The organism is Chloracidobacterium sp. (assembly GCA_025057975.1).
Taxonomy (GTDB): domain Bacteria; phylum Acidobacteriota; class Blastocatellia; order Chloracidobacteriales; family Chloracidobacteriaceae; genus Chloracidobacterium.
This window is the reverse complement of sequence record JANWUV010000010.1, coordinates 21,861-46,814: the sequence shown is the minus strand read 5'-3', so window position 1 is coordinate 46,814 and position 24,954 is coordinate 21,861. Positions and strand designations below refer to the sequence as shown.

Sequence of the window (24,954 nt, the reverse complement as noted above, 5' to 3'; positions counted from 1 at the left end):
GCGCACAGTCCGAAAAAGACTCAAAGGTAGCGTCGCGTCACCCGCGCCGTCAGAGACGTGGTGGCTTCCAACGCGATCGTGTCCATCACGGCGGCGTATTCTTCCGCTGAAATGACGGCTTCTCCCTGTGCGCCGATGAATGTCGCCACATCACCTAGCGTCGCTTCCGGTATGTCGGTGACATCCAGCATTGTGACATCCATGCTGACCCGCCCCACAATAGGCGCTTTCCGCCCGTGAACCAGCGCGCAGCCCCGGTTGGACTGCGTTCGGTGCAGGCCGTCACCGTAACCAAGTGGGACGGTGGCGACGCGGGTCGGACGGCGCGTAACAAAAGTGCAGCCGTAGCCCAGCGGCGTCCCAGCCGGGACGGTTTTTAGGCCCAGAATCCGTGCATGCAGCGACAGCACCGGACGAGTCGGCGGCGGTGGAAACGCCGGTGAAAGCGCGTCACCAGCGATGCCATACAGCAGCCCACCAATCCGAACCATGTTCCCGGCCGCCGCCGGTAGAAAGGCATGGAGTCCGGCGCTGTTGGCGAAATGGACGTAGCGGGGCGTCCAGCCAGAGGCCCGCACCAACTCTAACGCTGCCTGATGGCGTTTAATCTGCTCGCGGGTGAAGTCGGCATACTCTGGCGCGTCGGCGGCGGCAAAGTGCGTCATCAGCCCTTCCAGTCGGATGTGGCGGCAGCTTCTGAGCGCCTTCAGAACAGCGTCAAGCTGATCCGGCACCAGTCCCAGCCGACCAATCCCAGTGTCCACTTCGAGATGGACGGCGGCGACACGGCCGCGGGAAGCCGCTGCACGTTCCAGAGCCGGGACGTAACTTGGATCGGGCAGCGTCGTCGCCAAATCATAGTGAACAACATCGTGTTCTTGCCCGAACCAAAAACCGCCCAGCACCAAGATTGGACGTGTAATCCCGGCGCGACGCAGCGCCGCCCCTTCTTCAGGCGTCGCCACGCCGAACCAATCCGCCCCGACGGCGTTTTGCAGGTAGGTCGCCACCGGCACGAGGCCATGTCCATAGGCGTTGGCTTTGACCATCGCCATGACGGGGACGCCGGCCTGCCGCCGCAACCACTCGTAGTTGTGCTTGAGATGGAGAAGATTGATGTCGGCCCAAACGGAAAGACGGGCGGCTGACTCTGGAATCAACCGCCCACCGTCGTCGCCGTGTGGCGCGTCACTGCAACTCGACACGATCCCCAATGACGGCTTCGCGGGTCGTACGGGTCAGCACCCCGACCGCCGTATTGGCCTCCGTGCGAATGATGACGATTTCCCCAACCAGCGTGCGCGGCAGTTCGTTTCGGGGCGTTCGTTCGGCCACTTGGGGATAGCTTTTCTGGGAAGAGGTAATGGAGGCGTTGTCGCGTGTTCGGAAGCGGTCGCTGGGAAAGCCATTGCTGCGTCGCTGTCCAACCCTGTCGTCGCGGAAGCGTGAGATGGTATCCGTGGCGAGCGGGCGATACACAGTCATGTAATCGCCCACCTTGATGCCGTTGTCAGCCCCGACGTTGATGTACACGATGTCATTGCGCACAAGCTGCTCGCGAGACATCTGGGAAGCTAAAATTTGTCCCGTCGCCCGCCCAGTGGGCGCCCCGACGATAGAAAGCGGGCGGTAGGGACGAACCGTTGGAATCGGACGCCGCTCGTAAGGCACTAACACATCGCCTAAGTTGACCGTCCCGGTACAAATCAGCGTGATTTCCCCAGTGGCGGAGGTATCGCGCACTTCTGTAATGCGCAACACACCGAGTTCTTTCACCAGCGTTCCCAACACTCGCCCCCGGTCAGCTAAATCACGCACGGGACCGATGTTGCGGACAATCTGATACTCCGCGCCGGTTTGCAGGTTGGCGTCGCGGCCACGGTTGATGTAAACCAAATCGCCCTGTGAAAACTCGCGAACGTAGGCTTCCTTGTCACTGCCGACAATCTGGAGGTCTTCGGGCGCCGCCGGCCCGATGTAGCCGGCACAGACGCGCATGGCTTCCGAAATCACCGAACGCGGTACAAGAGCTTCCGCCGGATTTTGCGCACGGACGAACCCGCTGACGGTGACGGCGGCAGTGAGTGTCAATCCCGTTACCGAACGAACCAAAACCGGTCGAAGGGCAGTAGGCAGCATGTTGTCACCTTTTTGGAAATCTCGGCCCGGCTGCGGCCGTATCGCCAGCGGCGAAGCGAACCGAGGGAACTCGACCTGGAAAACGCTTTATAATGTGCAACGTACGTACGAGTTACCAGAAACCAGCCCGGCGCGTCAACCGCCGGCTTTGTCCTTTCACCGCTGAGTCGGACGGCGCGTACAGTGTTCGTCCGGTTTAGGCAAGGTTTGTGGCCGGCGCTTCCGCCGGCCGCAACAATACCTTCAAAGCGCCCGGCGTCATCGCGTGTCGAAACGCTTCAAGACCGTCGGCTAGGTTGTAAACGGCTTCGATCAGAGTCGTTGGTTGAACGGCCTTCGCCGCCAAGAGCGCGAGCGCCTTGGTCATATCACCGCACCGTGAGCCGACAATCGTCACTTCTGGGATGACCACTGACGCGGGATGGAGTGGGCAGTCCCTGTGGAAGGTGGACTTTAGAACGACTGTTCCACGCGGGCGCACCAACCGCAGCGCGTCAGCAAACCCCGCTGGCCGGCCAGTCGCTTCAACGACGATGTCGAACACGCGGGCGGCGGCGTTGAGGTCGTTGGCGGAGCATACAGGTAGGCCAAGCCGCGCGGCTGTCTGCAACTTACGGGGATGACGACCGACGAGCGTCACCGACAGCCGGTGCGCATGGAAAACCTGCGCGATCAGTTGACCAAGTTTCCCGTCGCCGAGGACACCGATGGTCGCCGCCGGCGGTACCGTCACCTGCTCCAGAATGCGACAGGCGGCGGCCAGGGGCTCGGCGAAAACGGCTTCAAGTGGAGAAACGGTGTTGGGCACGGCGTACAGGTTAGCCAGTGGAAGCGCCACATACTCGGCGAAAGCGCCGTCGCGCCCACGAATGCCAAGGACGGTACGCTGCGCACAGTGGCGCGCGTCGCCGGCGGTGCAGTCGGGACAGCGGCCGCATCCTACGTTGATGTCGGCGACGACCCGCCGCCCGATCCAACTTGGATCGGGCGACGCCTCGACGACGCCAACAAATTCATGGCCAAGCGTCCCGGAAAAGCTAGCGTAACCTTCCCGAACAATGGCGGCGTCGGTGGCGCAAATGCCGGCATACTCAACGCGAACCAGCGCCTCCCCCTTAGCGGCCGGACGTGGAATGTCAACAATCTGGAGTTGATTGCTGACCAACCGCAGCGCCTGCACGCCATCACCTCCGTGAGTGGACACCATTCCAACGGTCTGGCTAAGATACACGATTTCGCGCGGAATACGCTTTCAACAGCGCACCTTAGTTTGTGGGGGCAACCGTAAGCTAATGTCGGACGCTGCGCATCAGTTCGTTGAGTTTTTACGCCGTCATGATGATCAGGCTTGGGCCGAGATTGTCGCCAACTTACTGCCCGACGTTCACGAAGTTGACCGGAATGCACTGCGCGTGTGGTTTGCTTTTTACCCGGTCAAATTGTTCCGAATGTTGGTGGAGGATGAAGCGCGCGCGCGGAGAGATTGCCTGCTCAAGGGGCGCTATCGGCTGAGCGAACACGTTCACACGTCGCATCGGTTTTTTTATGGGCATCGCTTCTGGCCTAGGGTGCAGAAAGCGGTGCTGACTGACCTTAAAACGCCGCCGCGCACATCGCTTGAAAGTCACGTCCGTCAGGCGGCGCGGCGTACTGGTGTGGACCCAACGTTAGCGCTGGGCATTACGGCTGTTGCCTACGCCACGCTTCAGCAGGTTGGGGTAGAAGCCTTTCGAACGCCGCCGCCGCCAATCACCGTCCCACCGCAGGAGCCGGGGGCGGTGGTCGCCGAGCGTCGCCGTTCTGAGCCACGCTCCGTGTGGGACATGCTGCTGCGGAGTGACATCAACCAGACCTACACGATTTGTTTTGATGAAAACGACCCGGCGGCGACCTTCAAGGCCATTCGCGGTCAAACGTTGACGATGGCGGCGGCGCAGATGCCGAACGCGGCGTCGTTCAGGGAAAAAGACTCGCGTTGCGTGAGCGGGCCGATTCCAGTTGAGTGCCAGACTGGCGCGTGCGGTACGTGCTGGATTGGGATTTTAGGCGGGGCTGAAAACCTCAACGCGATTACGCCTTTTGAAGTTACACGGCTGGCGAAGATCGGCTATCCGTACGATGGGACAACGCATCCGGTCATTCGCCTTGGTTGCAAGTCCATCTGCGAAGGGCGGGTCTCGTTGGTTATCCCACCTTGGAACGGTGTGTTGGCGAGCTGGGAGAAACCGCCGTTTCGCGGGCAGGCGCGTAGCGACGACGTAGTAGCGACGATGACCGCCAAGTATAGGAATGGTCAGCCACACTGAAGCGGGCCTACCCAGGGCTTGAGCCGGCCGCCAGTCCCCGAAGCACCCCAGCCAGCGGCGGGACGACGCCGTGAGTTATGGGGTTGCCAACAGTTGGTTTGTCCGAGTAAGGTCGCAAATCGCTTTTCATCCCATGCGCGTGATCGCCGGTATTCACAAAGGCAAGCGGTTGCGGATCAACCTAGGCCTGCGTGTCCGGCCAACCTCTGACCGGCTGCGTGAAACGTTGTTCAACATCTTAGCTCCGTTTATTGACGGCGCGGACTTTCTAGACCTATGCGCCGGCTCCGGTGCGGTCGGTATTGAAGCGCTCAGCCGGGGAGCGGCGCGGGCGACCTTTGTCGAACACTCACGCCGAGCGCTAACGGCGTTGGTTGAGAACCTGGCGCGGTGCGGCATCGGCGATGAAGCCGAACTCGTCCAGCGGGACGCCGTTAGCGCCGTCAAACAGTTTATCCAGACCGGACGCCGCTTTGATCTGATCTTTTGCGACCCGCCGTACGCTTCGCCAATCTATACGCCGCTGCTTGAATTGCTGGGGACTCAGCCTGTGCTGAAAGACGACGGCCAGCTCATTGTTGAGCACCACGTCAAGTATCCAATCGCGGAAGTGGTTGGTCATTTACGCCGCTTTCGAGCGGTTCGGCAAGGCGAATCGACGCTAAGTTTTTTCAGCCGTCTGTGAACTTGGCGCAGCCTTGCGCAGGCGGACGCGGCGGATGGCCCGTCCGTCGCTCTCCAGCACTTCGACCTCTAGCCCACGGACGACAAAGTGTTCGCCCGTCGCCGGCACACGTTCGAGTTCAGAAACGATAAAGCCATTGACGGTTTGGAAGTCATCGCCGGATAGTTCCTGTTCAGTGACTAACTCGACCTTACGAATCTCAGTACTGCCGCGCACCAGCCAGGCACCATCGGTTTCCGGCAAGACGTCTTCATCCTCTCCCGATTGATCCTCGTCTTCAATTTCGCCGACGATTTCCTCCAGAATGTCCTCGACGGTGACCAGACCCGCCACATCGCCGTACTCATCAATGACCAGCGCAATTTGCATCGCCGACTTGCGCATGTCCTCTAGTAAATCAGCGATACCCTTGTTTTCGGGAACAAAGTACGCCGGTCGAACAATCTCACGGACGGGCGTGTGTTCACGGCCGTTGAGCAAGCAGTCCAAGACGTCGCGGATAAACACAATGCCTACAATATCGTCAGAGTCTTGCTCAAAGACCGGCAGCCGGGAGTGCCGTTCGCGCGTCATGGTTTCACTGGCTTCCCGGACGGTGGCCGACGCCCGTACGGAGACAATGTCAGGGCGCGGCGTCATGATCTCGCGCACGGCGGTGTCACTAAACTCGATGACCGACTGAATGAGTTCCCCTTCCTCTTCTTCGATGATGCCGGCTTCTTCACCGACGTCAATAAGCGCCTGAATGCTTTCGCCTTCGGTTGGCGGGAGTGAATCAGGGATCAGACTGCGTTCCGGCTCGACACGGAAGCGGCTGATGAAACGGCGCATTGGACGTACAATCGGTTGAACGGCGTTGAAATACAGCCGAAACCAAGGCAGCAAACGTAGCAGATAGGCTTCCGGTTGGTTTTGGACAAGAATGCGCGGCAAGATTTGTCGCGCCGGAACCACCAGAAACAACGCCGCGCCAAGCGCCAGCGGCATCGCCAGCGGCGATGAAAAACGCTGCGCCAGCCAAACGGCGACGGCTGTAATCACAAGCGTGCCAGTTTGCAGCCCCAACGATAGGCTTAGCCAGAATTCCAACCGATGGCTAAGCAAATGACGCAAGAAGACGCGCTGCGGGGCTTTATCTGGCATCTCGGCGGCCAGCGACCGCAGCGTAACTTCGGAAATCGAGCCGTGGGCGCTTTCAACCAGAGCCAGAAAGAACACCCCACTGGCGGTCACGAGCGCGAGGGCTAGCGCATATTCCATAGACCAACGCGCATTGCTCGAACAGCGACCCAAGAATCCGACAAGCTCAACCAACCTCTTGCCAAGCAACTACCACGCCAGCGGCGACGCCAACAGTTGGCGCTGCAGCCGACGTTCAAGGCGCGCCATCTGCCCCGCGTCCGTTTCATGGTCGTAACCACACAAGTGGATGATGCCGTGGATGACGAGTCTTTGGATTTCCTGTGCGAATGTCAAGGCATGGCGTTCAGCATAGCGCCGTGCAGTCGGTGCGGCAATGACCACTTCACCTAGGAGCGGCCGTTCACCCGCTAGGGCTGTTGTTGGTCGGCTGAAAAACCATGCTTCACGCTGAGCCGGGGTGTAGTCATAAGGCGACGGGAGCGCCAAGTGGACAAAGGACAACACGTCGGTTGGAGCGTCGCTGTTCCGGTATGTCCGATTGAGCCGACGCATTGGCTCATCGCCGACGAAAACCACGTTGGCGTCCATGGCGGCGGCAAGCCGTGGAGGCAACACCGCCTCCAACGTCGCCTGCGCCAGTTGCGCAACAGCGGCGCGGTTGATGCGTTCATGACGCTGGCGGTTGATGACGTAAATCATGGTGGCTGCGCGGCGGATGAACTGGTCAGCCGGACGTTTGCCCCACTCGGTCCACCAGTGCGCTTCTCGAGACAACAAACTTGTTAGCCCGCTCTTTGGAGTGCAGGGTCAAGTCGTCGCGCCCAACCATATGACACGTTCACGTGGGACACTGCTTACGGCGCCGCTCCCAGAACATTCCCCGTGCAACAAGGCGGACGAAAAGGCTTTTGGTACGCCGCCGATAATCACGCCTCCCGTAGATTGAAACCTCGCGTTGCCCGCCACGGGTCGCAGCCGTCGCGTGCGCGTAGGCAGCGCCGGATGTCTTCTGCGTTAGAATATTCCACAAAGAACTTGAGGGGATATTCCCAGAAGGCATGGGCAAGCAATGGCCATCCACCGGGCGCATAAGCGTTGAAGTAGTCAAAATGCACATCTACGGCGGTCTCGTCGTCAAAGTTGAAGTGCAATGCCGCCGTCGCCGTGTCGTTTTCTGAGAAGTTATAGCGCTCAGGATGCAAACGGCTGTTGAAACGGCCGCGGCAGGTTCGGCGCAGGTCGGTGAACGTCGCGTCGGCACGCAAATCGCTTAGGAGGGCGTCTGTTCCGTAGCGTGGATAGAACCGCAGGCCGTTGAAGCCGACCTCAAGGTTGGGCTGCTTGAACGTCACGTGCCGCCACAACTGTTTACGCTGTAACGCTTGGTAAAAGTTGAGTAAGTCACCACGTCGCCGCCCGAACCAAGCAAAATCCGTCGGCATCACGCCGGCGTTGACAAAGGCCACACGGACGGACGGAAGCAGGTCGTCCCACGCCGGAAGCTCGCTTTCATCAATCGGCGTGCGCATTTTCGCCAGCCACACGCTCAACCGCCGAAGCGCCATCTACGCGGGTTCGTCTCTGGGAACAAGACCGATGCAGTGGTAACCGCCGTCCACGTGAATGACTTCGCCGGTCACACCGCGTCCCATGTGCGAGATGAGAAACAGCGCGGTGTCGGCGACCTCCGCCACTTCCGTCGGCCGGCGGAGCGGCGCTGTGGCGGCGTGATGCTTGAGCATTTTGGTGAAGCCCTGAATGCCGCGTGCGGCAAGCGTATTAATTGGACCGGCCGAGATGGCGTTGACGCGGATGCCGTATGGACCCAGCTCGGCCGCTAAATACCGGACGCTTGCCTCCAGCGCCGCCTTAGCGACACCCATGACGTTGTATCCGACGACCGCCCGCTCGCTCCCCAAGTAGGTCAGCGTCACGATACTGCCGCCGTGATCTTTCATCATCGGAAGCGCGGCCCGTGCCGTCGCCGTCAGTGAGTAGGCGCTGACGTCATGCGCGATGCGAAACCCCTCCCGCGATGTGTCCACAAACTGACCTTCTAAATCTTCGCGCGGCGCATACGCAATGGCGTGCACAAGGAAGTCGAGCGTACCGAACCGCGCCTGAACCTGCTCAAAAAAAGCCGCAATATCAGCGTCGCTGGTTACGTCGCAGGGCGCAACAAGCGGGTTGTCGAGTGTGGCGGCTAGTTCCCGGACGTTGGCTTCGAGGCGTTCATTTTGATAGTTCAAAGCCAGCGTCGCGCCCGCCCGGGCCGCCGCCTGAGCAATTCCCCAAGCAATGCTGCGTTTGTTGGCGACGCCGAGAATCACGCCTTTCTTCCCAGCCAACATACCGTTACGAGCCTCCTTCTTCCGTGGACAACAGGCCGCCGCACTGAAGGCCAGCTTACCTTCAATGAAAAAAGCTTCGGTCGGCCGCCGAAGCTTTCCTCGCAGATCGCCAAAAGCTCACGCTAGGCTAGGCAAGAACTACCCCCCACCTTTCTTGAGTTCCACCAGCACCTGCTTAGCGACCGCTTTGAGGGTGTCAAACACGCCAGTCCCTTTGTAGGCGACCGCCTCAAAGACCGGCTCCCCTTTCCGCATCAACTCCCTCTTTAGTTCTTCAACCGGCAGGGCGCTTGGCAGATCGCGTTTGTTAAGCTGGAGAACGTAGGGAATCTTCATCAAGTCATAGCCGTGCGCCTTGAGATTTTGTTCAAGGTTCCAGAGTGACTCGATGTTGGCGTCCATACGCTCTTCCTGAGAGTCGGCGACAAACACCACGCCGTCCACCCCTTTGAGGATCAGCTTACGGCTGGCGTCATAGAAAACCTGCCCTGGTACCGTGTAAAGGTGGAAACGAGTCTTGAAACCGCGTACGGTACCAAGCTCTAGTGGTAAGAAGTCAAAAAACAGCGTACGGTCAGTCTCCGTCGCAAGGCTGATCAACTTGCCCTTCGCCTGCGGCGACGTGGTGTCATAAATGTACTGCAGGTTCGTCGTTTTCCCGCCAAGACCAGGGCCGTAATAAACGAGCTTGCAGTTGATTTCACGGGCAGCGTAGTTGATGAACGTCAAGGCCGGCTACTCCTCGGACTACTGGAAGGAACAGAACCTGTACCAAAGCGCCTGGTGTGGGCGTTGCTTCAGTTACACCTTCTCAATCGGCGAACAAGTTGTCAATATCGTCTTCGGTGATTTCAGCAAAGGGAGATTCAACATTCACGCCGCGCGCTTTCTCTTCTTCGACTTTGCGCGCGATGGCTTCAAGAACTTCCGCCATATCCGTCGCGGCGCGCTTCACCCGCAAGCGAACCAAACCCAAGCTTGATCGCTCGTCAAAGATCACAACTAGAATGACACGCTGAGCGACAATGGAGATGTGAATGTTATCACGCTCGCCTTCGTGGGAAAGAACCGGGAACTCCTTTTCACCGACTAGGCGCGCTAACGCATCCGTGGCGGCGACATTGCCCGCCGTCAAGGACGCCAGGCTTGTCGTGTCAATTGCGCCAACGTCCCCATAATCGGCGATCTTCTGACCGTTTTTATCGATCAGGAAGACCATGCGGGCATTGGCGTCTTCACACAAGCGGGCGATGATGTTCTTGATTCGCTGGTACTCCTCGTTGTAGAGCACCAGCGCGGTGTTCGACATGCCTTACCGTCCTCACCGAGAAAGGTAGCGCACACTGCCCCGTTTGGCTATACCCAAATCCCGCGAGCAGCTATCGTTCCCGCCCCAAGCTGTGGCCGATGCTTTTGCCTCAGTCACCCACACGTCGGTTGCTCCAAAGAACCTGAGCTGGCGTCGCCAAGCCCGACCCATTCCCCGACGCGCCGCGCGTGCAAATCGCGTCGGAGAAGCTGATCTGAAGCAAGCGGCTTCATAGCATAGGCGAAAAAAGGCTTTCAAGGGCATTTATCGGCTCCAAGCGTTGCGTCTTACGCCGCTAACAACAGTGGTACAATGTCACCGGCTTTGCCCCGCAGCGAGAGCGTCATGTGCGGCGTCAGGTCAGTCGCTTCGGGATTGACTTCAATGACGGCCGCGCCGGCGTCACGGGCTGCCAATGGAATCAGCGCCGCCGGATAAACAACGCCCGACGTACCGATGACCAGACACACGTCGCAGCGCGCCGCCGCCGCTTCCGCTGCTTCAAACGCGCCAGCTGGCAGCATCTCGCCAAATAGGACAACATCCGGGCGGATGGGTTCGTCGTCGTCACCGTATGGCGGCAGCGCTGGCAACGGCGCTTCAGGCAGTTCATACCGTTTGCCCGTTCGCAGCCCGCGTCCGCGCCAGATGTTGCCGTGCAGCTCAATAACGCGCGTACTGCCGGCTTTCTGGTGCAGTCCGTCCACGTTCTGTGTCACCACAAGGAACTCCGCAAAGCGCGTCTCCGCCTGTGCAACGGCAATGTGCGCCGCATTAGGCATAACGGACTTCAGCAATGTCCGCCGATAATCAAACCATTCCCACGCCGTTGTGAGGTCTTGCTCCAACAGGCCGATGGAGGACGCTACCGCCGCTGGCATCCCTTTCCACGTGGCATTGTTCCCGCGAAAGGTCGGCACGCCCGATTCGGCGGAAATCCCTGCGCCGGTAAACACGACTACTCGTTTCGCCTGCGCTAAGTAGCGCCGCGCCTGCCGCTGTTGCTCTTCAGTCATCACTACCACCCAAACTAGTTAAGGGTTTCCGCCGTCTCCGCCGAAGCCACCGCCGCCTTGCGGCGGAAAAGGCTAGCCAGCTTGCCGGCCAGCCCCTGACCAACGTAGAGGATCGCCAAGGTCAACAGCGTCCACTCAGAGTAGTTATACACAAGAAAAATGAGCAGCCCTAGTGACAACAGCGCTACCTGTGGGTGGCGCGTGTAAGGGCCCAAATCCTTGAAGCTGTTGAAGCGCAGCGTACTGACCATAAGGAGCGCCAATGTCACCGCCAATGCAAACAAGGCAATTGCCCACCCAACCGGCGTCATGACGAATTCCCAACCAAACACTTGGTAGTAGGTCTCCTGATAGACCACCGGCAGTGGTGTAAAGTGGACAATCGCCGCTAGCAAGCCAGCCGCCGCCGGTGTCGGCAACCCAACGAAAAAACGCTTGGGGGCTTTAGAGCCGGCGTCACCTGGAAGTGGTTTCATCGCCTGAACGTTGAATCGTGCCAGCCGCAACGCACAGCAGATGAGATGAATAAACGCCGCTCCCCAAGCCAGCTTCTGGAAGGCCGGAACGCCTGAAAAACCCCACGTGTAGAGCAAGACGGCTGGGGCGACGCCAAAACTGAGTACGTCAGCCAAGCTGTCAAGCTGGACGCCGAACTCGCTGGTTGCATTCACAAGTCGCGCGATCCGGCCGTCTAGAAAGTCACACAACACCGACCAACCAATGCACAGCGCCGCAAGGTCAAAATGGCGGGCGGCGGTTTCTGGTTCGTTGAGCGCGATGGACTTGTACCCCTTCAGGCTCTCAACGATGGCGTAAAAGCCCATGTAGATGTTGATGCAGGTAATGAAGCTCGGCAGGACATACACGCCCTTGCGCAGGCGGCGACGCGCAAGACGGTGCTTGGCTTCGGCTTCACGGTTCATACGTAGGCTTCATCTGAACGCAGGACCTTTATGCATTCAGCCGGCGGTCGAATGCGGCCGACAATGGTCGTCCCACCAACCACGCGCTCACCCTGCCGAACGCACAGAGCGACTTCCGGCGGCACAATCAAGTCCGTCCGCGAACTGAACTTGATGAGGCCGATTCGCTCGCCGCGCGCCACGCGGTCACCGGCTCGTTTCCACAGGACGCACCGGCGGGCGATGAAACCGGCGATCTGCTTGAGCGTCACCGTAATGCGCTCGCCTTCCAGCGTCAGAATCAACTGCTCGTTAACGAGCGATGCATCTTCCCGCAGGGCGCTTTTGAAGCTTCCCGGACGGTGTAGCGTTTCCCGGATGACGCCGGCGATCGGGGCACGATTGATATGGACATCCAGCGGCGACAGGAAAATGCTCACCAACCACGGCGACGCCGGGTCTTCTGGGTTCACCGGGGCCAGCCGCGTAATCAACCCGTCAGCCGGCGCAACCACAACATCCTCCTCCGCCGGAATGACGCGCTCCGGGTCGCGGAAAAAGTACGCGATGAACGCCGCCGCCACGCCGACCAACCCAACCAGCCACCATAGCGGTGGAAACCATCCAGCCGTGTACGCCAACAAGGCGGCGGCGGCGGCGCACCACACTAAGTATGGATAGGCTTCCTTAGCCATAGGCTGCCGGAACGTCAGCGGCCGCCACGCGCCGTTCGGGAGGCGGTTGTTTTCGGCGGCTCGAATTTCACATTGTAGAATGCGCCGACGCCCGGATAGAAAGCGTTTGCCCCAAGTTGCTCTTCAATCCGCAGCAAACGGTTGTACTTCGCCATGCGGTCGCTGCGGCTGGCCGAACCAGTCTTGATTTGTCCCGTGTTGAGCGCTACGGCCAAGTCGGCGATGAAGGCGTCTTCGGTTTCGCCCGACCGGTGCGAAATAATCGCCGTGTAGCCGCGCGTCCGGGCAAGTTCAACGGTATCCATCGTTTCGGTCAGCGTTCCAATCTGGTTGACCTTGACGAGAATTGAGTTGGCGACCTGCTGCTCAATGCCCTTGCGCAGGTAGGCGACGTTTGTCACAAACAAGTCATCGCCGACCAATTGAACCTTGTCGCCAAGGGCTTTCGTTAGGAGCGCCCAGCCTGTCCAGTCGTTTTCCGCCAGACCGTCTTCAATCGAGATGATGGGGTACTTGTCAACCCACCCGGCCCAGTATTCAACCATCGCCTCCGGCGTATATTTCGACTGGTCGGATTTTTTGAAAACGTAATAGCCGTTCTCAAAAAGCTCGCTGGCCGCCGGATCAAGCGCGACGGCCACCTGCACGCCGGGCTTGTAGCCGGCTTGCGTAATGGCTTCCAATACGAGTTCGATTGCTTCCTCATTCGAACGCAGGTTGGGTGCAAAACCGCCCTCATCGCCGACGGCAGTGTTGTAGTTGCGTTTGCGCAGCACACCCTTGAGCGTATGGAAAATCTCCGCGCCCCAACGGAGCGCCTCGGCGAAGGTCGCTGCGCCGCAGGGCGCAATCATAAACTCCTGAAAATCCACGTTGTTGTCGGCATGTGCTCCGCCGTTGAGGATGTTCATCAATGGCACGGGCAGCGTCCGGGCGTGCGTTCCGCCAAGGTAGCGATAGAGCGGCAACCCGACAGCTTGGGCAGCGGCGCGCGCCGTCGCCAGTGAGACAGCTAGCAGGGCGTTCGCGCCCAACTTCCGCTTATTGGGCGTACCGTCTAAGGCGAGCATCTCACGGTCTATGCCCTGTTGGTCGAGGGGGTCGCGTCCTACGAGCCGCTTAGCGATGATCGTATTGACGTTGGTGACAGCCTTTTGGACGCCCTTGCCGAGATACCGCCGCTTGTCGCCGTCACGCAGCTCAAGCGCCTCGTTTTCACCGGTTGACGCCCCCGACGGCACGGCCGCCGTCCCGACGACGCCGTTCGACAACACAACATCGGCTTCAACCGTAGGATTGCCGCGTGAGTCAAGGATTTCACGGGCATGGATGCGTTCAATGGTGAGCGCCATGGCAAAAGCCCTCGCTGCGCTGCCTAGGGAAGAAATGGCCGGCGGGCGTCGCACGGCGACAGCGCGCAAAACGAAGCCAGGCTTTCGAGCTTCCCCGCACACTCCGCAAACTCACTACCGTTGCTGTATTTCTACCCTGGCGGGGTTCATGAGCCCTTGGACGCGCGGGACCCGAAAGCCTGATCAGCGCTTGCCGTGTGACAAGCCCAACGACTATAGGCAGCTAAAACACGGATGTCAATCAGCTGCTGAAGAAAGAAATGGCACGAGTACGCCGTCCCTGCGTTACACCTTTCGGCGGACAGGCCGACGCGGGCTTTCCAAGCCATGAGTTTTGATTACAATGCCTCGCTTATGCTCGACGCCGTGAACTAACTTTGTTCTGTCCCACGTCCATGCGCCCACCAAGTTATTGCCTTACGTTTTTCCTGTTCTTTTCCCTGCTTGCTGGTTCGACCTTTGCTCAGTGCAACATGCGCGTGATGGACGTGCGTGAACTGACCTTGAGCGCGGATTTGATTGCGCGCGTCCGAGTTCGTTCCACCAAAAGCATCCGCAACCCGATGTACGGCCAGCTTGCGGTGCTTGAAATCCTTGAAGTCATCTACGGCGACCCACGCTGGCGGGAAGTGCGCGTCTGGGCGATGAGTACGACCTACTGCGCCCGCGATGTCTACACGCCCCAGCAGGAAATGCTGGTCTTTCTGGCGCGCGACCAAACCTTGTTTCACACCGTCAATTGGCAGTACGGCCAGTTCCTGATGACCAACGATACAGTTGAGGACTGGCGCGGCCGCACCGGCGACCCTGGGACACCTCCTGCGGCCGCTGAGCCGCGTCGCCCTGACGCGCCGCTAGGGCGGCCACGGCCATTCGCCGAAGTCAAGCAGGAAATCCTCACGTTGCTTGAGGAAGCCCGGCGCAACGGCAAGGCGCGGCGGCCCTGAGCGCCCACGGGCTTGAACAACAGCTTCGGACATCAGTGGTCACTTCCCATTGACGCGCGCGTAAAGCCGCCGCGCTTGATTGCGTGCAATGAGTGACAGCCGTAGGTCGTTGGCGAGGCTCGCCAAAAGGTCGGATAGCGCCGCCGGTTCAGCGAGGCGTTGTGCGTTGAGGTCGGCTTCTAAGGCGCTCAACAACTTTGGCATGTCAAGCGGTTGATACCGCCGCGCCGTTTCAATCTGACTAACCCGCTGGTGCTGTGTAACCAGTCCGCGAAAAAAGCGACCCAATTCGAGGACGGCCGGTTGCCGGGTGTAGGTAAAGGTCACGGAAACCGGCTTGCCGTCAACGACCAGTGTCAACTTACTCAAACCAAGGTTGGCGTGTTTTTCCGACGGTGGCTCTGGGCGCAGCGCCGCAACCTTGACGGCAAGTTGTTGCAGCCGCGCTAGCGACTCCGGGCGCAAGGCGACTGGCGCGCGCGTTGGTTCCAGCGCGTCCTTCTCGACGTACTCCAGCGTCCCGCGCCCCGCCGCATCCAGCACAACTGTCATGCGCGTGACGAGAAAGTTCGGTTGCTCAAACTCATAACGGAAAGACTCCCCTTGCGGCGCGCCGGCCGCGCTGAGCCGCAGGCTACATCCAAACAGCAGACTCAAAACCAGCCCAACAAGCTGTCTATACCGTCGCAGGTTCACAGTTTGCCTTCGGCGTACATTTGACGCAGCGCCTTCTTGTCAAACTTGCCGACGGAAGTTTTAGGAATGCTCTCGATGAAGCGGAATTCGTCAGGAATCCAGAACTTCGCACAGTGCGCCGCGACCAAGTCGCGCAGTTCCTCCGGCGTCGGACGGTCGTCAGAGTTGCGCGGGACAACCAGCGCCAGCGGGCGTTCGCTCCACTTTTCATTCGGCACGGCGATGACCGCCGCCTCCAACACCTTCGGATGCGCCATGATGAGGTTTTCAAGCATAACACTCGAAATCCACTCGCCGCCGCTCTTGATGAGGTCTTTCGTGCGGTCCGTGATGGTCAGCAGACCCTTGGGATCAATCGTCCCCACATCGCCGGTGCGAAACCAGCCGTCGGGGGTAAACTGTGTGGCGGCGGAATCGTCTTTGTAGTACGCGCCAATGACCCACGGCCCACGCACCTGAATTTCGCCAACCGACTGGCCGTCCCAAGGCATTTCACGACCGTCGTCACCGACAATGCGCATTTCGACGCCGGGCGGCGCATAGCCCTGATGTGTTTTGATGGCGATGCGTTCGTCAAGCGAGAGATCTTTCCGTGCCACAAGCGTGCCGGTCGAGGTTCCCATCGGGGACATTTCAGTCATCCCCCAAGCGTGGACAACCGGAATACCGAATTCTTTCTCATAGGCTTCAATCCAGTTTTTAGGAAACGCCGCGCCGCCGACAATTAACGCCCGCAAGCTCGAAACATCAAACCCGTGTGCCTTGATGGCCTGGTACATCCCAATCCAGAGCGTTGGGACGCCGGCCGCCACGGTCACTTTCTCGTCCTGAATCAGCTGCGCCAGCATCTCCGGCTTGAGGTGCGGCCCCGGCAGAACCAGCTTGAAACCGAGCGAAGCGCTCAAGTACGGCAATGCCCAAGCGTTGGCGTGGAACATCGGCACGACGGCGATGACCGTATCGGTGCTGGAAAGCGACAGCGCATCGCCAGCGCCGGCGGCAATCGTATGGATGAACTGCGACCGATGGCTGTAAAGCACGCCCTTGGGATTGCCGGTCGTCCCGCTGGTGTAGCACAACCCCGCCGCCGCGCGTTCGTCAAGCCGCGGAAAGGTGAACGTCTCCGGCTCATCCCGCAGGAGGTCTTCGTAGTGCAGGACGTTCGGCAGCGCCGTCTGAAAATTCGATGGCGCGTTGATGATGATGTAGCGCTCAACACTCTTCAGCTGCGACTGGATGGCTTCCAGCAGCGGCGTTAGACTGGCGTCAACAAAAATGAAGCGGTCTTCGGCGTGGTTGATGACATAAGCCAACTGTTCCGCCGACAGCCGCAGGTTGAGCGTGTGCATAACCGCGCCGTAGCAGGGTACGGCAAAGTACAGCTCCAAGTGTTGGTAGTGGTTCCACGCCAGCGAACCAATGCGGTCGCCCGGCTGTACGCCCAGCTTGGTCAGCGCGTTCGCCAGCCGACAAATACGCCGGTAGGCGTCGCCGTAGGTGTATCGGTGCAGCGAGCCGTCCGGTTGTTTGGTGACGATTTCAACGTCATGGTGGTACCGCCGCGCGCGTTCAAGAAAGTGCGTCATCGTCAGCGGATAATCCATCATCAGACCGTGTAGCATAGCGGCGTTCCTCTCCTTGCGTGACAAAGTTAGTGCAGTACAATTGCATCCGCTCCGGCGCAGCGCGTCGGCGAACGGACAGGCAGCGGCGTTGAGTTATGACTCATCACAAAGGTCAGCGCCGTAACCTTTGTGACGCCCCTAAGCAGGTTTGGGGCAGGGACATCTGACTTGGCGTAGGTTGGGTCAAGTCATCCGAAGGGTAATCATACGCATGGAGCAAAGCGATTTGAAGCTGAAGCACGCAAGTCTGGAGCGCGCATCATGCGCCGGGCGCTCCCGGATGACGCGCATCATAGCGGGCATCATGGCGGGTTTGATAGCCGCCCTCCTAGCGACTGGTCCGGTCGCCCCGCCGGTCTGGGGCAACGACCGCACACGCCCGTCAGGGCCAAACCCCTACGATAAGTTTCGCCGGCTAGATGATCGCGCGCGCTCGCGCGGCGCACTGCCGCTGGAAGAGGAGCTCGCCTTCGTCGAGCTAGCACACCGCGAAATCGCCAAGCAATACCGCTTCGTCAGTGACCCGGTGATTGTGGAGTACGTCAATCGGGTTGGCCGGCGCGTGGCCGAAGTCTCCGGCCGTCCCAACCTGCCGTACCAGTTCTATGTCGTCGAAAACGACCAGATCAACGCCTTTACGCCCGGCGGCGGACGCATCTACATTCACACGGGGTTGCTCAAGCGGGCGACCACAGAGGGGCAAGTCGCCGCCGTCCTCGCGCATGAAGTCGGCCACAACGTCGGTTATCACCTGAGCGCAACCCTGCGCCGGGCGCAGACGACTGGACTGTTGATTGGCATTGCTGGAGCGATCTTGGGCAACGGGACGGCCGGATCGCTCGCCCAACTGGGAGTTGCTCTGGTCGCCAACGGGATGATGTTCAAACGGTCGCGCGATCAGGAACGGGAAGCCGATTTTCTAGGCCTCTATGAACTGTACGACGCCGGTTACAACACCGACGAAATGAGCAACATGTTCCGCCTGCTGGGATCGCTGATGCAGCGCAATCCCGGCGTCTTCGATAAAATCTTCGCTTCGCACCCGCCGCCGGCCGAGCGACTGCAGAACACGCAGCGGGAGATTCTTCAGCACCTGCCCGGTTCTGACCGCCGTGGGACGCGCACAACGCAGGAGTTCGTCAACATTCAGCGCCGGCTGGGGGTGACGGGTCGGGCGTTGCCGCCGACGGCGGATGACGAAACCGCCAACCTGCCGGACGATACAGCGACCGACCCGACGGCGCCGCGCGGTACCGAGGTGACTTATGACGACGCTGAGGAAATCTTCGCCCGCGCCCGATTGGACAACGCAACGCCGTTGCGCGCCATACGCGGTGACCTGCTGGGCGGGACGGCTGGCAACGATACGGTGATTGTTTATGAGCAGAACGGGCGCGTCGGCGCAGTGGCGGACATCAGCGGTCGCGTCTACCAACTTCAGTTTGAAGACCGTGGACGTTTGACGCCGGTGTTGCCGCTGCGCCCAGACGATGTGTCGGCGGTCGGCATTATCCCGGTTGCGCGCGGGCGGCGGGCGCAAGCAGTGGTGGTCAGTCGCCACCATGACCAGTATGTTTGGGAATGGACTGGGCGCGGCTTCCGCTATCTTGGCGTGCAGTAGCAGCTTGTAGCGACGACGCGCCCTCTTGGGTTCTGGGGTATCTTCGGAGGGAAGCAGGTCTTGAGATATGCCGGAGCATTACCGGACATTGGCGACGTTGCCCCCGGCGTCGGAAGGGCCGTCGCCGCCTGACGCTTTTCGTGAAGAGTTTGAGGTCTTCCACCGTCACCTAGCCAAGCACCGTCTCAAGCGGACGGCCCAGCGGGACCTGATTCTGCGCACCTTTCTTGAAACCGAGGCGCACCTCAGCGTTGAAGAACTTTACGACTTGGTCAAAAAGCGCGATAAAACCGTAGGGTTCACGACGGTCTACCGTACGCTGCGCCTGCTGGTCGAAGCCAAGCTCGCTCGGGAAGTCAACTTCAACGATGGGCGTGCGCGGTATGAACACGAGTACAAGCACGACCATCACGATCATCTCATTTGCACCGAATGCGACGCGCTCATTGAGTTTTTCAGCCCGGAAATTGAGCGTCTTCAAGAGGAAATCGCCAAACAGTATGGTTTTGTGATTTCCGATCACAGTCACCGAGTGTTTGGGATGTGCCGGGCCTACTACACCAACAGCGACGACTATCCCCCCTATTGCCGTAAGCGCCCCGGCGCGATTTCTGAAGGAGAACCAGGCCGGCCGTAGCGTTAGGCTGCGGCGGTGGATTGGCGCGCGGCATGTTTGTTTCCTACGCACCAGGCTACTTTGTGGACATCGGCGACGCGCATGTGTTCCCGATGCGCAAGTTTCCACTTGTATATGAGCGACTGATCGGCGACCGTGTTCTTGCGCCGGAAGACGTAGTGGTGCCGACGCCAGCGCGCGACGAGGACATTTTGCTGGCGCACACCCGTGATTACTGGACGCGCCTCGTCACCGGACGCCTGACGCCGCGCGAACTCCGGCGGCTAGGCTTGCCCTGGTCGGAAGCGTTGGTACTGCGGTCGCGGCTAGCAACGCAAGGTACGCTCAACGCTGCGCGCCATGCTTTGGCGGATGGCGTCGCCGGCAACCTTGCGGGCGGTACGCATCACGCCTTTCCCGACCACGGCGAGGGTTTTTGCGTCCTCAACGACATCGCCGTGGCGGTACGGGTTCTGCAGCGGGACGGTGATGTTGGGCGCGTGGCGCTGATTGACTGCGATGTTCATCAGGGAAACGCCAACGCGGTCATTTTCGCCGGCGAGTCGGATGTGTTTACGTTTTCAATGCACGGCAAAAACAACTATCCGCTGCGCAAGCCGCCGAGTTCGCTCGACCTTGAACTTCCCGACGGCATGACCGACGGCCCGTACCTCGACCTGCTGCGTGAGTACGTCCCTCGCGTGCTGAAAGAGTTTCGCCCAGACCTCGTGTTTTATCTGGCAGGGGTTGACCCGTACGTTCACGACCGCTTTGGGCGCTTGGCGCTTTCATTAGAAGGGCTGATGCGGCGGGATGAGTTTGTCTTACGCGCCTGCCGTCAGGCCGGTATTCCTGTCACCATTACGCTTTCCGGCGGCTATGCGCGCGATCGCGAGGATACGGTTATGGCGCACTGCAACACCTACCGCGCTGCGCGGGAAGTATTCGGTTGACGGCGCGCGGTCTAGGTAGCGTCGGTGTTTCTAAAAGTTTGCCCTTGCCTGCACCATAAGATGAAAAAACCTTCATACTCAAAACCCCTTGCATCTTAGCGCCCCATACAATAAACCCCGCACTAGCTTGCTCCGGGCAAACGTTTTCAGACGTGGAAGCAGCCTGTCTGGAGCGTGGTTTTAGTCAACGGTGATTGCTGCCCCCGCACAACAAGGTTCGGTGGGCATCTGTTTGTCCCCCTTATCAAGGACGGTTTTTGTTCACATTTGGAGGATGTAATGAAGGAACGCGACCTGACTAACAAATACCTTGAAGTTGGTGAACTGATTCAACGAGGTCGCCGCGCAGCCCTCAGAGCCGGCGTGGTTGGCTTGAGCGTGAGCGCCTTCACAATGTTGGGCGGCCCGCTGCTAACGCCTTCCGCAGCTTTTGGCGCCGACAAGGCCGGCGACATTAAGATCGCCAACGTTGCCCTCAACCTCGAACATCAAGCTATTGCTGCTTACGGCGTTGGCGCTAGCACTGGCTTGTTGGATGGCACAGCACTAGCTGCAGCCAAGCTGTTCCTCAGTCATCATGAACAGCACCGCGACTCTCTCATCAGCGTTATCAAGAAGTTTGGCGGTACGCCTGTCGAGCCGAAGAAGGACCCGAAAGAATATGAGGCTATTGCCAAGGCCTTGCCGAATATCAAGTCGGCGACCGACATTCTTGAGTTTGCGCTGACGCTAGAGGAGCAGGCGGCCGGTGCTTATATTGGCGTTTTGACCTCCTTCTCGGAAAAAGACCTCATTCCGGTACTAGCGGGCATTGGCGCGGCGGAAGCTCAGCATGCGGCTCTGTTGCGCTTCGTCCTCAAGAAGGACCCACTACTTCAAGGTCCGGTTGTCAAGTAAAGTCTTGTTGGTGTTGAACTTCAGCCCCTGTCCTCACTGCGAGCGGCAGGGGTTTTTCCTCATTAGGAGCGCACCGCCATGGTCAAACGCATCGTACTCACTGCTACGCTTGTCGGCGCGCTGGCCGCAAGTTGGGTTGCGCCGGCTGCCCAAAAAGGCAAAACCGTCGGTGACGCCGCCAAAGGTAGGGAACTGTTCGCCCAGACCTGCGCCCCCTGTCACAGCGCTACAAGCAAAGCTGAAAACATCGGCCCCGGTTTGAAAGGTCTCTTTAGAGAGAAGAAAATGCCTGCCACCGGCCGACCGGTTTCCGTTGCTGTCGTTCGGTCGCAGATTCAGAAAGGCGGCGGCGGTATGCCGGGGTTCGGGAGCAAATACACTACTCAGGAACTCAATGATTTGATTGCCTACCTGCGTACGCTGTGACGCTGTATGCCCGCTAAAAAAGCTAATGAACCGCCCAGCTATGAAGCCGCGCTCGCAGAGCTTGAACAGATTGTCCAACAGATGGAAGACGGCCAACTTCCACTGGAGACCTCGCTTGATCTCTTCGAGCGCGGTATGATGCTGGCCCGATTATGTCGAGAGCGTCTGACCGCCGCCGAGCAGCGGATTGAAACCATCCTCAAATCAGCGGACGGCGACTTTGTCATCGCCCCTTTCACACCCGCCGCCGATGACGCCGACGACAAATGAACCGCCCGTTCCCGCTCCGGAAACCGCTTCCGCCACACTAACGGTGACGCATCTCCACGGCGCGTTGGCTGGACGGCGACAGCTTATCCACCGCTTCCCTGCCCTTATCGGGCGCTCCCACCGGTGTGAGGTTCAACTAGACCCCAACGATACAAAGGCCTCAGGTCGCCACGCCCAACTGGTATTTGACGGGCAAACTTTCTGGATTGAAGACTTAGGCAGCACCAACGGCACGCGCCTCAACGGCCGTCCCATCACGCGGGCGGCACTCACCAGCGGCGACGACATCGAGTTTGGGCCTGGCGGCCCGCGCCTGCGCGTGACTTTTGACCTCCCTACTGAGCGATGGATCGGCAATGTTGGGGGCGAGACATACTATCTAGGCGTTTGTGAGTTTCCACTGCGTTCAGCGTGGCGTTTTCCGGCTTACGCAGCTGGCGGCCTATGCCTACTCCTACCTCTGTGGTTGGACAGCGTGGTCGCCGCTGTCCTGCTGATCCCAGTTGGGCTGCTGGCGCTCCTACTTGGTTGGGGACTGACGCGCGTTAATATCACCATCACGCCGCTTCACTTGGAATATCAAGGTTTGTGGCGGCAAGTGACGTTACCGTGGTCGGAGGTAACGCACCTATATGTCAACTTACAGGGCGCGGATGGTCGCCGCGCCGACTACACCGTGGTTGGACGGCGACAGACTGTCACCTTCAGGCCAACCAGCTACGTCGGCGGCATTGAGCTGGCGCGGCTCATCGTCCGCCGGACGGGCAAGCGGTGGACGCCGCCACCCGGCAAAAACTGAACTTCTGTTCACATTCTTGATTGCATCGCTGCCGCACCAAGCGCTAAAACTGCACTGATAAAATCAACGGCGTCGGGCTTACGCGGCAAGTGCCGCCGCGCCATTGCGACGCCAGGTTTGACTGTTTCTTCAACCCGATGGATTGAGGACGCTCTGCCATGATCGCCCAACTTGAAGCTCCGCGTGCAGCGCGCACTCTGCCGGGCGCGAACATCTATCGCTTTCGGACCGACGCCCTCCGCCTGCTGCAAGGGATGTACCGTCGCTATGGCGATGTCGTTCAGTTTCACCTCGGCAGCGAGCGGGTGTTTATGGTGAGCAACCCCGACTACATTCGGGAAATTCTGGTCACCAATCACAAGAACTTCATCAAGGGACGCGGCTTACAGCGGGCGCGCAAGTTTCTCGGTAACGGCCTGCTCACCAGCGAGGGTGAGTTCCATAAACGGCAGCGCCGGTTGTCGCAACCGGCTTTTCACCGCGAACGCATCGCCACGTACGCGCGCGTCATGGCGCAGTACGCCGCTGAAATGCGCGATGAGTGGCATCCTGGCGAACAGCATGACATCGCCAAGGAAATGATGCGCCTGACGCTGCGGGTCGTCGCCAAAACGCTCTTCGACGCCGAAGTGAAAAGCGAAACGGATGAAATCGGCGCAGCGCTGACGACGACCATTGAGTTGTTTTCCGCTGTAATGACATTGCCGTTCTTTGAGCTGATTGAGAAGCTGCCGCTGCCGTTCAACTATCGCTTCCGTGCGGCGCGGGCGCGGCTGGATGAAACGGTTTACCGCATCATCGCCGAGCGCCGCCGCTCAAACGAGGATCGCGGCGACTTACTTTCGATGCTACTCATTGCACAGGATGAAGAAGGCGACGGCACGGGGATGACGGATGAGCAACTTCGGGATGAAGTAATGACCATCTTTCTGGCCGGCCACGAAACCACCGCCAACGCCCTGACCTGGACATGGTACTTGCTGTCGCAGCACCCGGAAGCCGAAGCTAAAATGCACGCGGAGGTTGACGCCGTACTCGGCGACCGGCTGCCGACCGCAGCCGACTACGGCAAGCTCAAGTACACGGAAATGGTTTTCGCTGAAAGTATGCGCCTGTACCCACCGGCGTGGGTCTTCGGACGGCGCGCGCTGGAGGCGTTCTCGATCGGTAACTACCGGCTGCCGGCGCGGGCGTTGGTGTTGATGAGTCCGTATGTCGTCCACCGGCGCTCAGATTTTTATCCTGCGCCGGAGCGATTCATCCCCGAACGCTGGACGCCAGAGGAAAAGGAAAAACGGCCGAAGTTCGCCTACTTCCCGTTTGGCGGCGGCCCGCGTGCCTGTATTGGCGAGGGTTTTGCATGGATGGAAGGCGTTCTGATTTTGGCGACAATAGCGCAGAAGTGGCGGTTGCGGCTGGTACCGGGCGCGCGTGTCGTACCCGAGCCGCTCATTACGCTGCGGCCCAAGTACGGAATGCCGATGCTTGTTGAAGCCCGCGCATGACGGCTGTGGCGATTGTTCCGGCCGGCGGCGTCGGGACGCGCTTTAGGGCTGACCGGCCGAAACAGTTTCTTGAACTCGCCGGCTGCCCCATCATTATTCACACCTTGCGTCAGTTGGCGGCATGTCCCGACATTAGCGACATCGTGGTCGCGTTGCCCGGTGCAGCGCGCGCCGATTTTGACGCGCTTCTGATGCAATTCCCCGTCGAAAAGCCAATCACTGCGGTGACGGGCGGCGCGGAGCGGCAAGATTCGGTTCGGCTGGCGCTGGCTGCTGTATCAACTACTGCTACGGTTGTTGTTGTCCACGACGCGGTGCGCCCCTTTGCGACGACCGCTTTAGTAACGGCGACCATTGCCGCCGCCCGCGCCGACCGAGCCGCCGTTGTCGGATATCCGGCGACTGATACCATCAAAATCGTTCGGGATGGGCTGGCTTATGAAACTCCACCGCGCCTGACGCTCTACGCTGTCCAGACGCCGCAGGCGTTCGAGGCAGAACTGTTGCGGGAAGCCCATGCGCGCGCCGCAGCAGAGGGATTTCAAGCGACCGATGACGCGATGCTGGTTGAGCGGCTGGGCGTACCAGTGCGGATTGTGCCAGGACCACGCTGGAACTTGAAAATTACGCACCCGGACGACCTGCCGCTGGCCGACTTCCTTTGGCGGCAGCGGCGGCAAGCTTGAGGTTGACGCAGCCGC

Annotated in this window: 27 protein-coding genes and 1 other RNA gene; 12 read left to right on the top strand and 16 right to left on the bottom strand. The window is 59.8% G+C overall.

The genetic code is table 11. The features are described 5' to 3' along the window. Window positions 1–20: 20 nt before the first annotated feature. The 3 genes from alr to NZ585_10090 all read right to left on the bottom strand — a co-directional run bounded on the left by alr (window position 21) and on the right by NZ585_10090 (window position 3,319). Window positions 21–1,205, bottom strand: a complete 1,185-nt coding sequence (gene alr / locus NZ585_10100) for an alanine racemase (GenBank protein MCS7080387.1) — start codon at window positions 1,203–1,205, stop codon at window positions 21–23. Then, window positions 1,189–2,139 carry a hypothetical protein gene (locus NZ585_10095; GenBank protein MCS7080386.1) on the bottom strand — a complete coding sequence of 317 codons (951 nt, stop codon included), beginning with the start codon at window positions 2,137–2,139 and terminating at the stop codon, window positions 1,189–1,191. The genes alr and NZ585_10095 overlap by 17 nt, the downstream gene beginning before the upstream one ends. A gap of 196 nt (window positions 2,140–2,335) precedes the next feature. Further along, on the bottom strand, window positions 2,336–3,319 hold the full coding sequence (locus NZ585_10090) for an alcohol dehydrogenase catalytic domain-containing protein (protein ID MCS7080385.1): 984 nt from the start codon (window positions 3,317–3,319) through the stop codon (window positions 2,336–2,338). Window positions 3,320–3,431: 112 nt separating this feature from the next. On the opposite strand from NZ585_10090, the gene NZ585_10085 reads away from it, so the two are divergent. Both NZ585_10085 and rsmD read left to right on the top strand, forming a co-directional pair. Further along, complete coding sequence (locus tag NZ585_10085; GenBank protein ID MCS7080384.1) at window positions 3,432–4,445, top strand: hypothetical protein; 1,014 nt, start codon at window positions 3,432–3,434, stop codon at window positions 4,443–4,445. Window positions 4,446–4,515: 70 nt separating this feature from the next. Then, on the top strand, window positions 4,516–5,130 hold the full coding sequence (gene rsmD, locus NZ585_10080; protein MCS7080383.1) for a 16S rRNA (guanine(966)-N(2))-methyltransferase RsmD: 615 nt from the start codon (window positions 4,516–4,518) through the stop codon (window positions 5,128–5,130). On the opposite strand, the gene NZ585_10075 is transcribed toward rsmD, so the two are convergent. The 11 genes from NZ585_10075 to ffs form a co-directional block, all read right to left on the bottom strand. Continuing rightward, window positions 5,107–6,390, bottom strand: coding sequence for a hemolysin family protein (locus NZ585_10075; protein MCS7080382.1), 1,284 nt, complete (start codon window positions 6,388–6,390; stop codon window positions 5,107–5,109). The two genes, rsmD and NZ585_10075, sit on opposite strands and share 24 nt — an antisense overlap. Before the next feature lie 69 nt (window positions 6,391–6,459). Then, window positions 6,460–7,050: an rRNA maturation RNase YbeY gene (gene ybeY / locus NZ585_10070; GenBank protein ID MCS7080381.1), complete on the bottom strand. Its 591-nt coding sequence runs from the start codon at window positions 7,048–7,050 to the stop codon at window positions 6,460–6,462. Between the two features lie 149 nt (window positions 7,051–7,199). Then, window positions 7,200–7,838, bottom strand: a complete 639-nt coding sequence (locus NZ585_10065) for a hypothetical protein (protein ID MCS7080380.1) — start codon at window positions 7,836–7,838, stop codon at window positions 7,200–7,202. Beyond that, complete coding sequence (locus NZ585_10060) at window positions 7,839–8,624, bottom strand: enoyl-ACP reductase (GenBank protein ID MCS7080379.1); 786 nt, start codon at window positions 8,622–8,624, stop codon at window positions 7,839–7,841. It lies immediately after the preceding gene. A gap of 138 nt (window positions 8,625–8,762) precedes the next feature. Further along, on the bottom strand, window positions 8,763–9,353 hold the full coding sequence (locus NZ585_10055; GenBank protein ID MCS7080378.1) for a GTPase domain-containing protein: 591 nt from the start codon (window positions 9,351–9,353) through the stop codon (window positions 8,763–8,765). Between the two features lie 82 nt (window positions 9,354–9,435). Then, complete coding sequence (locus tag NZ585_10050; protein ID MCS7080377.1) at window positions 9,436–9,933, bottom strand: roadblock/LC7 domain-containing protein; 498 nt, start codon at window positions 9,931–9,933, stop codon at window positions 9,436–9,438. Window positions 9,934–10,220: 287 nt separating this feature from the next. Continuing rightward, on the bottom strand, window positions 10,221–10,949 hold the full coding sequence (locus NZ585_10045; GenBank protein MCS7080376.1) for an NAD-dependent protein deacylase: 729 nt from the start codon (window positions 10,947–10,949) through the stop codon (window positions 10,221–10,223). A 14-nt stretch (window positions 10,950–10,963) separates the two neighbouring features. Continuing rightward, window positions 10,964–11,872, bottom strand: a complete 909-nt coding sequence (locus tag NZ585_10040) for a phosphatidylcholine/phosphatidylserine synthase (GenBank protein ID MCS7080375.1) — start codon at window positions 11,870–11,872, stop codon at window positions 10,964–10,966. Continuing rightward, complete coding sequence (locus tag NZ585_10035) at window positions 11,869–12,546, bottom strand: phosphatidylserine decarboxylase (GenBank protein ID MCS7080374.1); 678 nt, start codon at window positions 12,544–12,546, stop codon at window positions 11,869–11,871. Before NZ585_10035 ends, NZ585_10040 begins: the two co-directional genes overlap by 4 nt. Before the next feature lie 14 nt (window positions 12,547–12,560). After that, the gene (gene eno, locus NZ585_10030; protein MCS7080373.1) at window positions 12,561–13,898 is read right to left on the bottom strand and encodes a phosphopyruvate hydratase; all 1,338 of its coding nucleotides are present in this window, start codon (window positions 13,896–13,898) and stop codon (window positions 12,561–12,563) included. 79 nt (window positions 13,899–13,977) lie between these two features. After that, window positions 13,978–14,075: signal recognition particle sRNA small type (gene ffs / locus NZ585_10025), an RNA gene on the bottom strand. Between the two features lie 218 nt (window positions 14,076–14,293). On the opposite strand from ffs, the gene NZ585_10020 reads away from it, so the two are divergent. Further along, window positions 14,294–14,845: a hypothetical protein gene (locus NZ585_10020; GenBank protein ID MCS7080372.1), complete on the top strand. Its 552-nt coding sequence runs from the start codon at window positions 14,294–14,296 to the stop codon at window positions 14,843–14,845. Window positions 14,846–14,884: 39 nt separating this feature from the next. On the opposite strand, the gene NZ585_10015 is transcribed toward NZ585_10020, so the two are convergent. Further along, on the bottom strand, window positions 14,885–15,541 hold the full coding sequence (locus NZ585_10015; GenBank protein MCS7080371.1) for a hypothetical protein: 657 nt from the start codon (window positions 15,539–15,541) through the stop codon (window positions 14,885–14,887). Next, complete coding sequence (locus tag NZ585_10010) at window positions 15,538–17,163, bottom strand: long-chain fatty acid--CoA ligase (protein ID MCS7080370.1); 1,626 nt, start codon at window positions 17,161–17,163, stop codon at window positions 15,538–15,540. Before NZ585_10010 ends, NZ585_10015 begins: the two co-directional genes overlap by 4 nt. Before the next feature lie 283 nt (window positions 17,164–17,446). Between NZ585_10010 and NZ585_10005 the strand changes: the two genes are divergently transcribed. The 9 genes from NZ585_10005 (at window position 17,447) to ispD (ending at window position 24,939) form a co-directional block, all read left to right on the top strand. After that, complete coding sequence (locus NZ585_10005; GenBank protein ID MCS7080369.1) at window positions 17,447–18,787, top strand: M48 family metallopeptidase; 1,341 nt, start codon at window positions 17,447–17,449, stop codon at window positions 18,785–18,787. Window positions 18,788–18,854: 67 nt separating this feature from the next. Further along, window positions 18,855–19,424, top strand: a complete 570-nt coding sequence (locus NZ585_10000) for a transcriptional repressor (protein MCS7080368.1) — start codon at window positions 18,855–18,857, stop codon at window positions 19,422–19,424. Between the two features lie 32 nt (window positions 19,425–19,456). After that, on the top strand, window positions 19,457–20,356 hold the full coding sequence (locus NZ585_09995) for a histone deacetylase (GenBank protein ID MCS7080367.1): 900 nt from the start codon (window positions 19,457–19,459) through the stop codon (window positions 20,354–20,356). A gap of 393 nt (window positions 20,357–20,749) precedes the next feature. Further along, complete coding sequence (locus NZ585_09990) at window positions 20,750–21,253, top strand: ferritin-like domain-containing protein (protein ID MCS7080366.1); 504 nt, start codon at window positions 20,750–20,752, stop codon at window positions 21,251–21,253. Window positions 21,254–21,331: 78 nt separating this feature from the next. Then, the gene (locus NZ585_09985; GenBank protein ID MCS7080365.1) at window positions 21,332–21,679 is read left to right on the top strand and encodes a cytochrome c; all 348 of its coding nucleotides are present in this window, start codon (window positions 21,332–21,334) and stop codon (window positions 21,677–21,679) included. A gap of 6 nt (window positions 21,680–21,685) precedes the next feature. Continuing rightward, window positions 21,686–21,949 carry an exodeoxyribonuclease VII small subunit gene (gene xseB / locus NZ585_09980; protein ID MCS7080364.1) on the top strand — a complete coding sequence of 88 codons (264 nt, stop codon included), beginning with the start codon at window positions 21,686–21,688 and terminating at the stop codon, window positions 21,947–21,949. Continuing rightward, entirely contained in the window at window positions 21,930–22,748 is an 819-nt protein-coding gene (locus tag NZ585_09975) for an FHA domain-containing protein (GenBank protein MCS7080363.1), read from the top strand. Before xseB ends, NZ585_09975 begins: the two co-directional genes overlap by 20 nt. Before the next feature lie 158 nt (window positions 22,749–22,906). Further along, the gene (locus NZ585_09970; GenBank protein ID MCS7080362.1) at window positions 22,907–24,253 is read left to right on the top strand and encodes a cytochrome P450; all 1,347 of its coding nucleotides are present in this window, start codon (window positions 22,907–22,909) and stop codon (window positions 24,251–24,253) included. Next, the gene (gene ispD / locus NZ585_09965) at window positions 24,250–24,939 is read left to right on the top strand and encodes a 2-C-methyl-D-erythritol 4-phosphate cytidylyltransferase (GenBank protein MCS7080361.1); all 690 of its coding nucleotides are present in this window, start codon (window positions 24,250–24,252) and stop codon (window positions 24,937–24,939) included. Before NZ585_09970 ends, ispD begins: the two co-directional genes overlap by 4 nt. The last annotated feature ends 15 nt before the right edge of the window (window positions 24,940–24,954 follow it).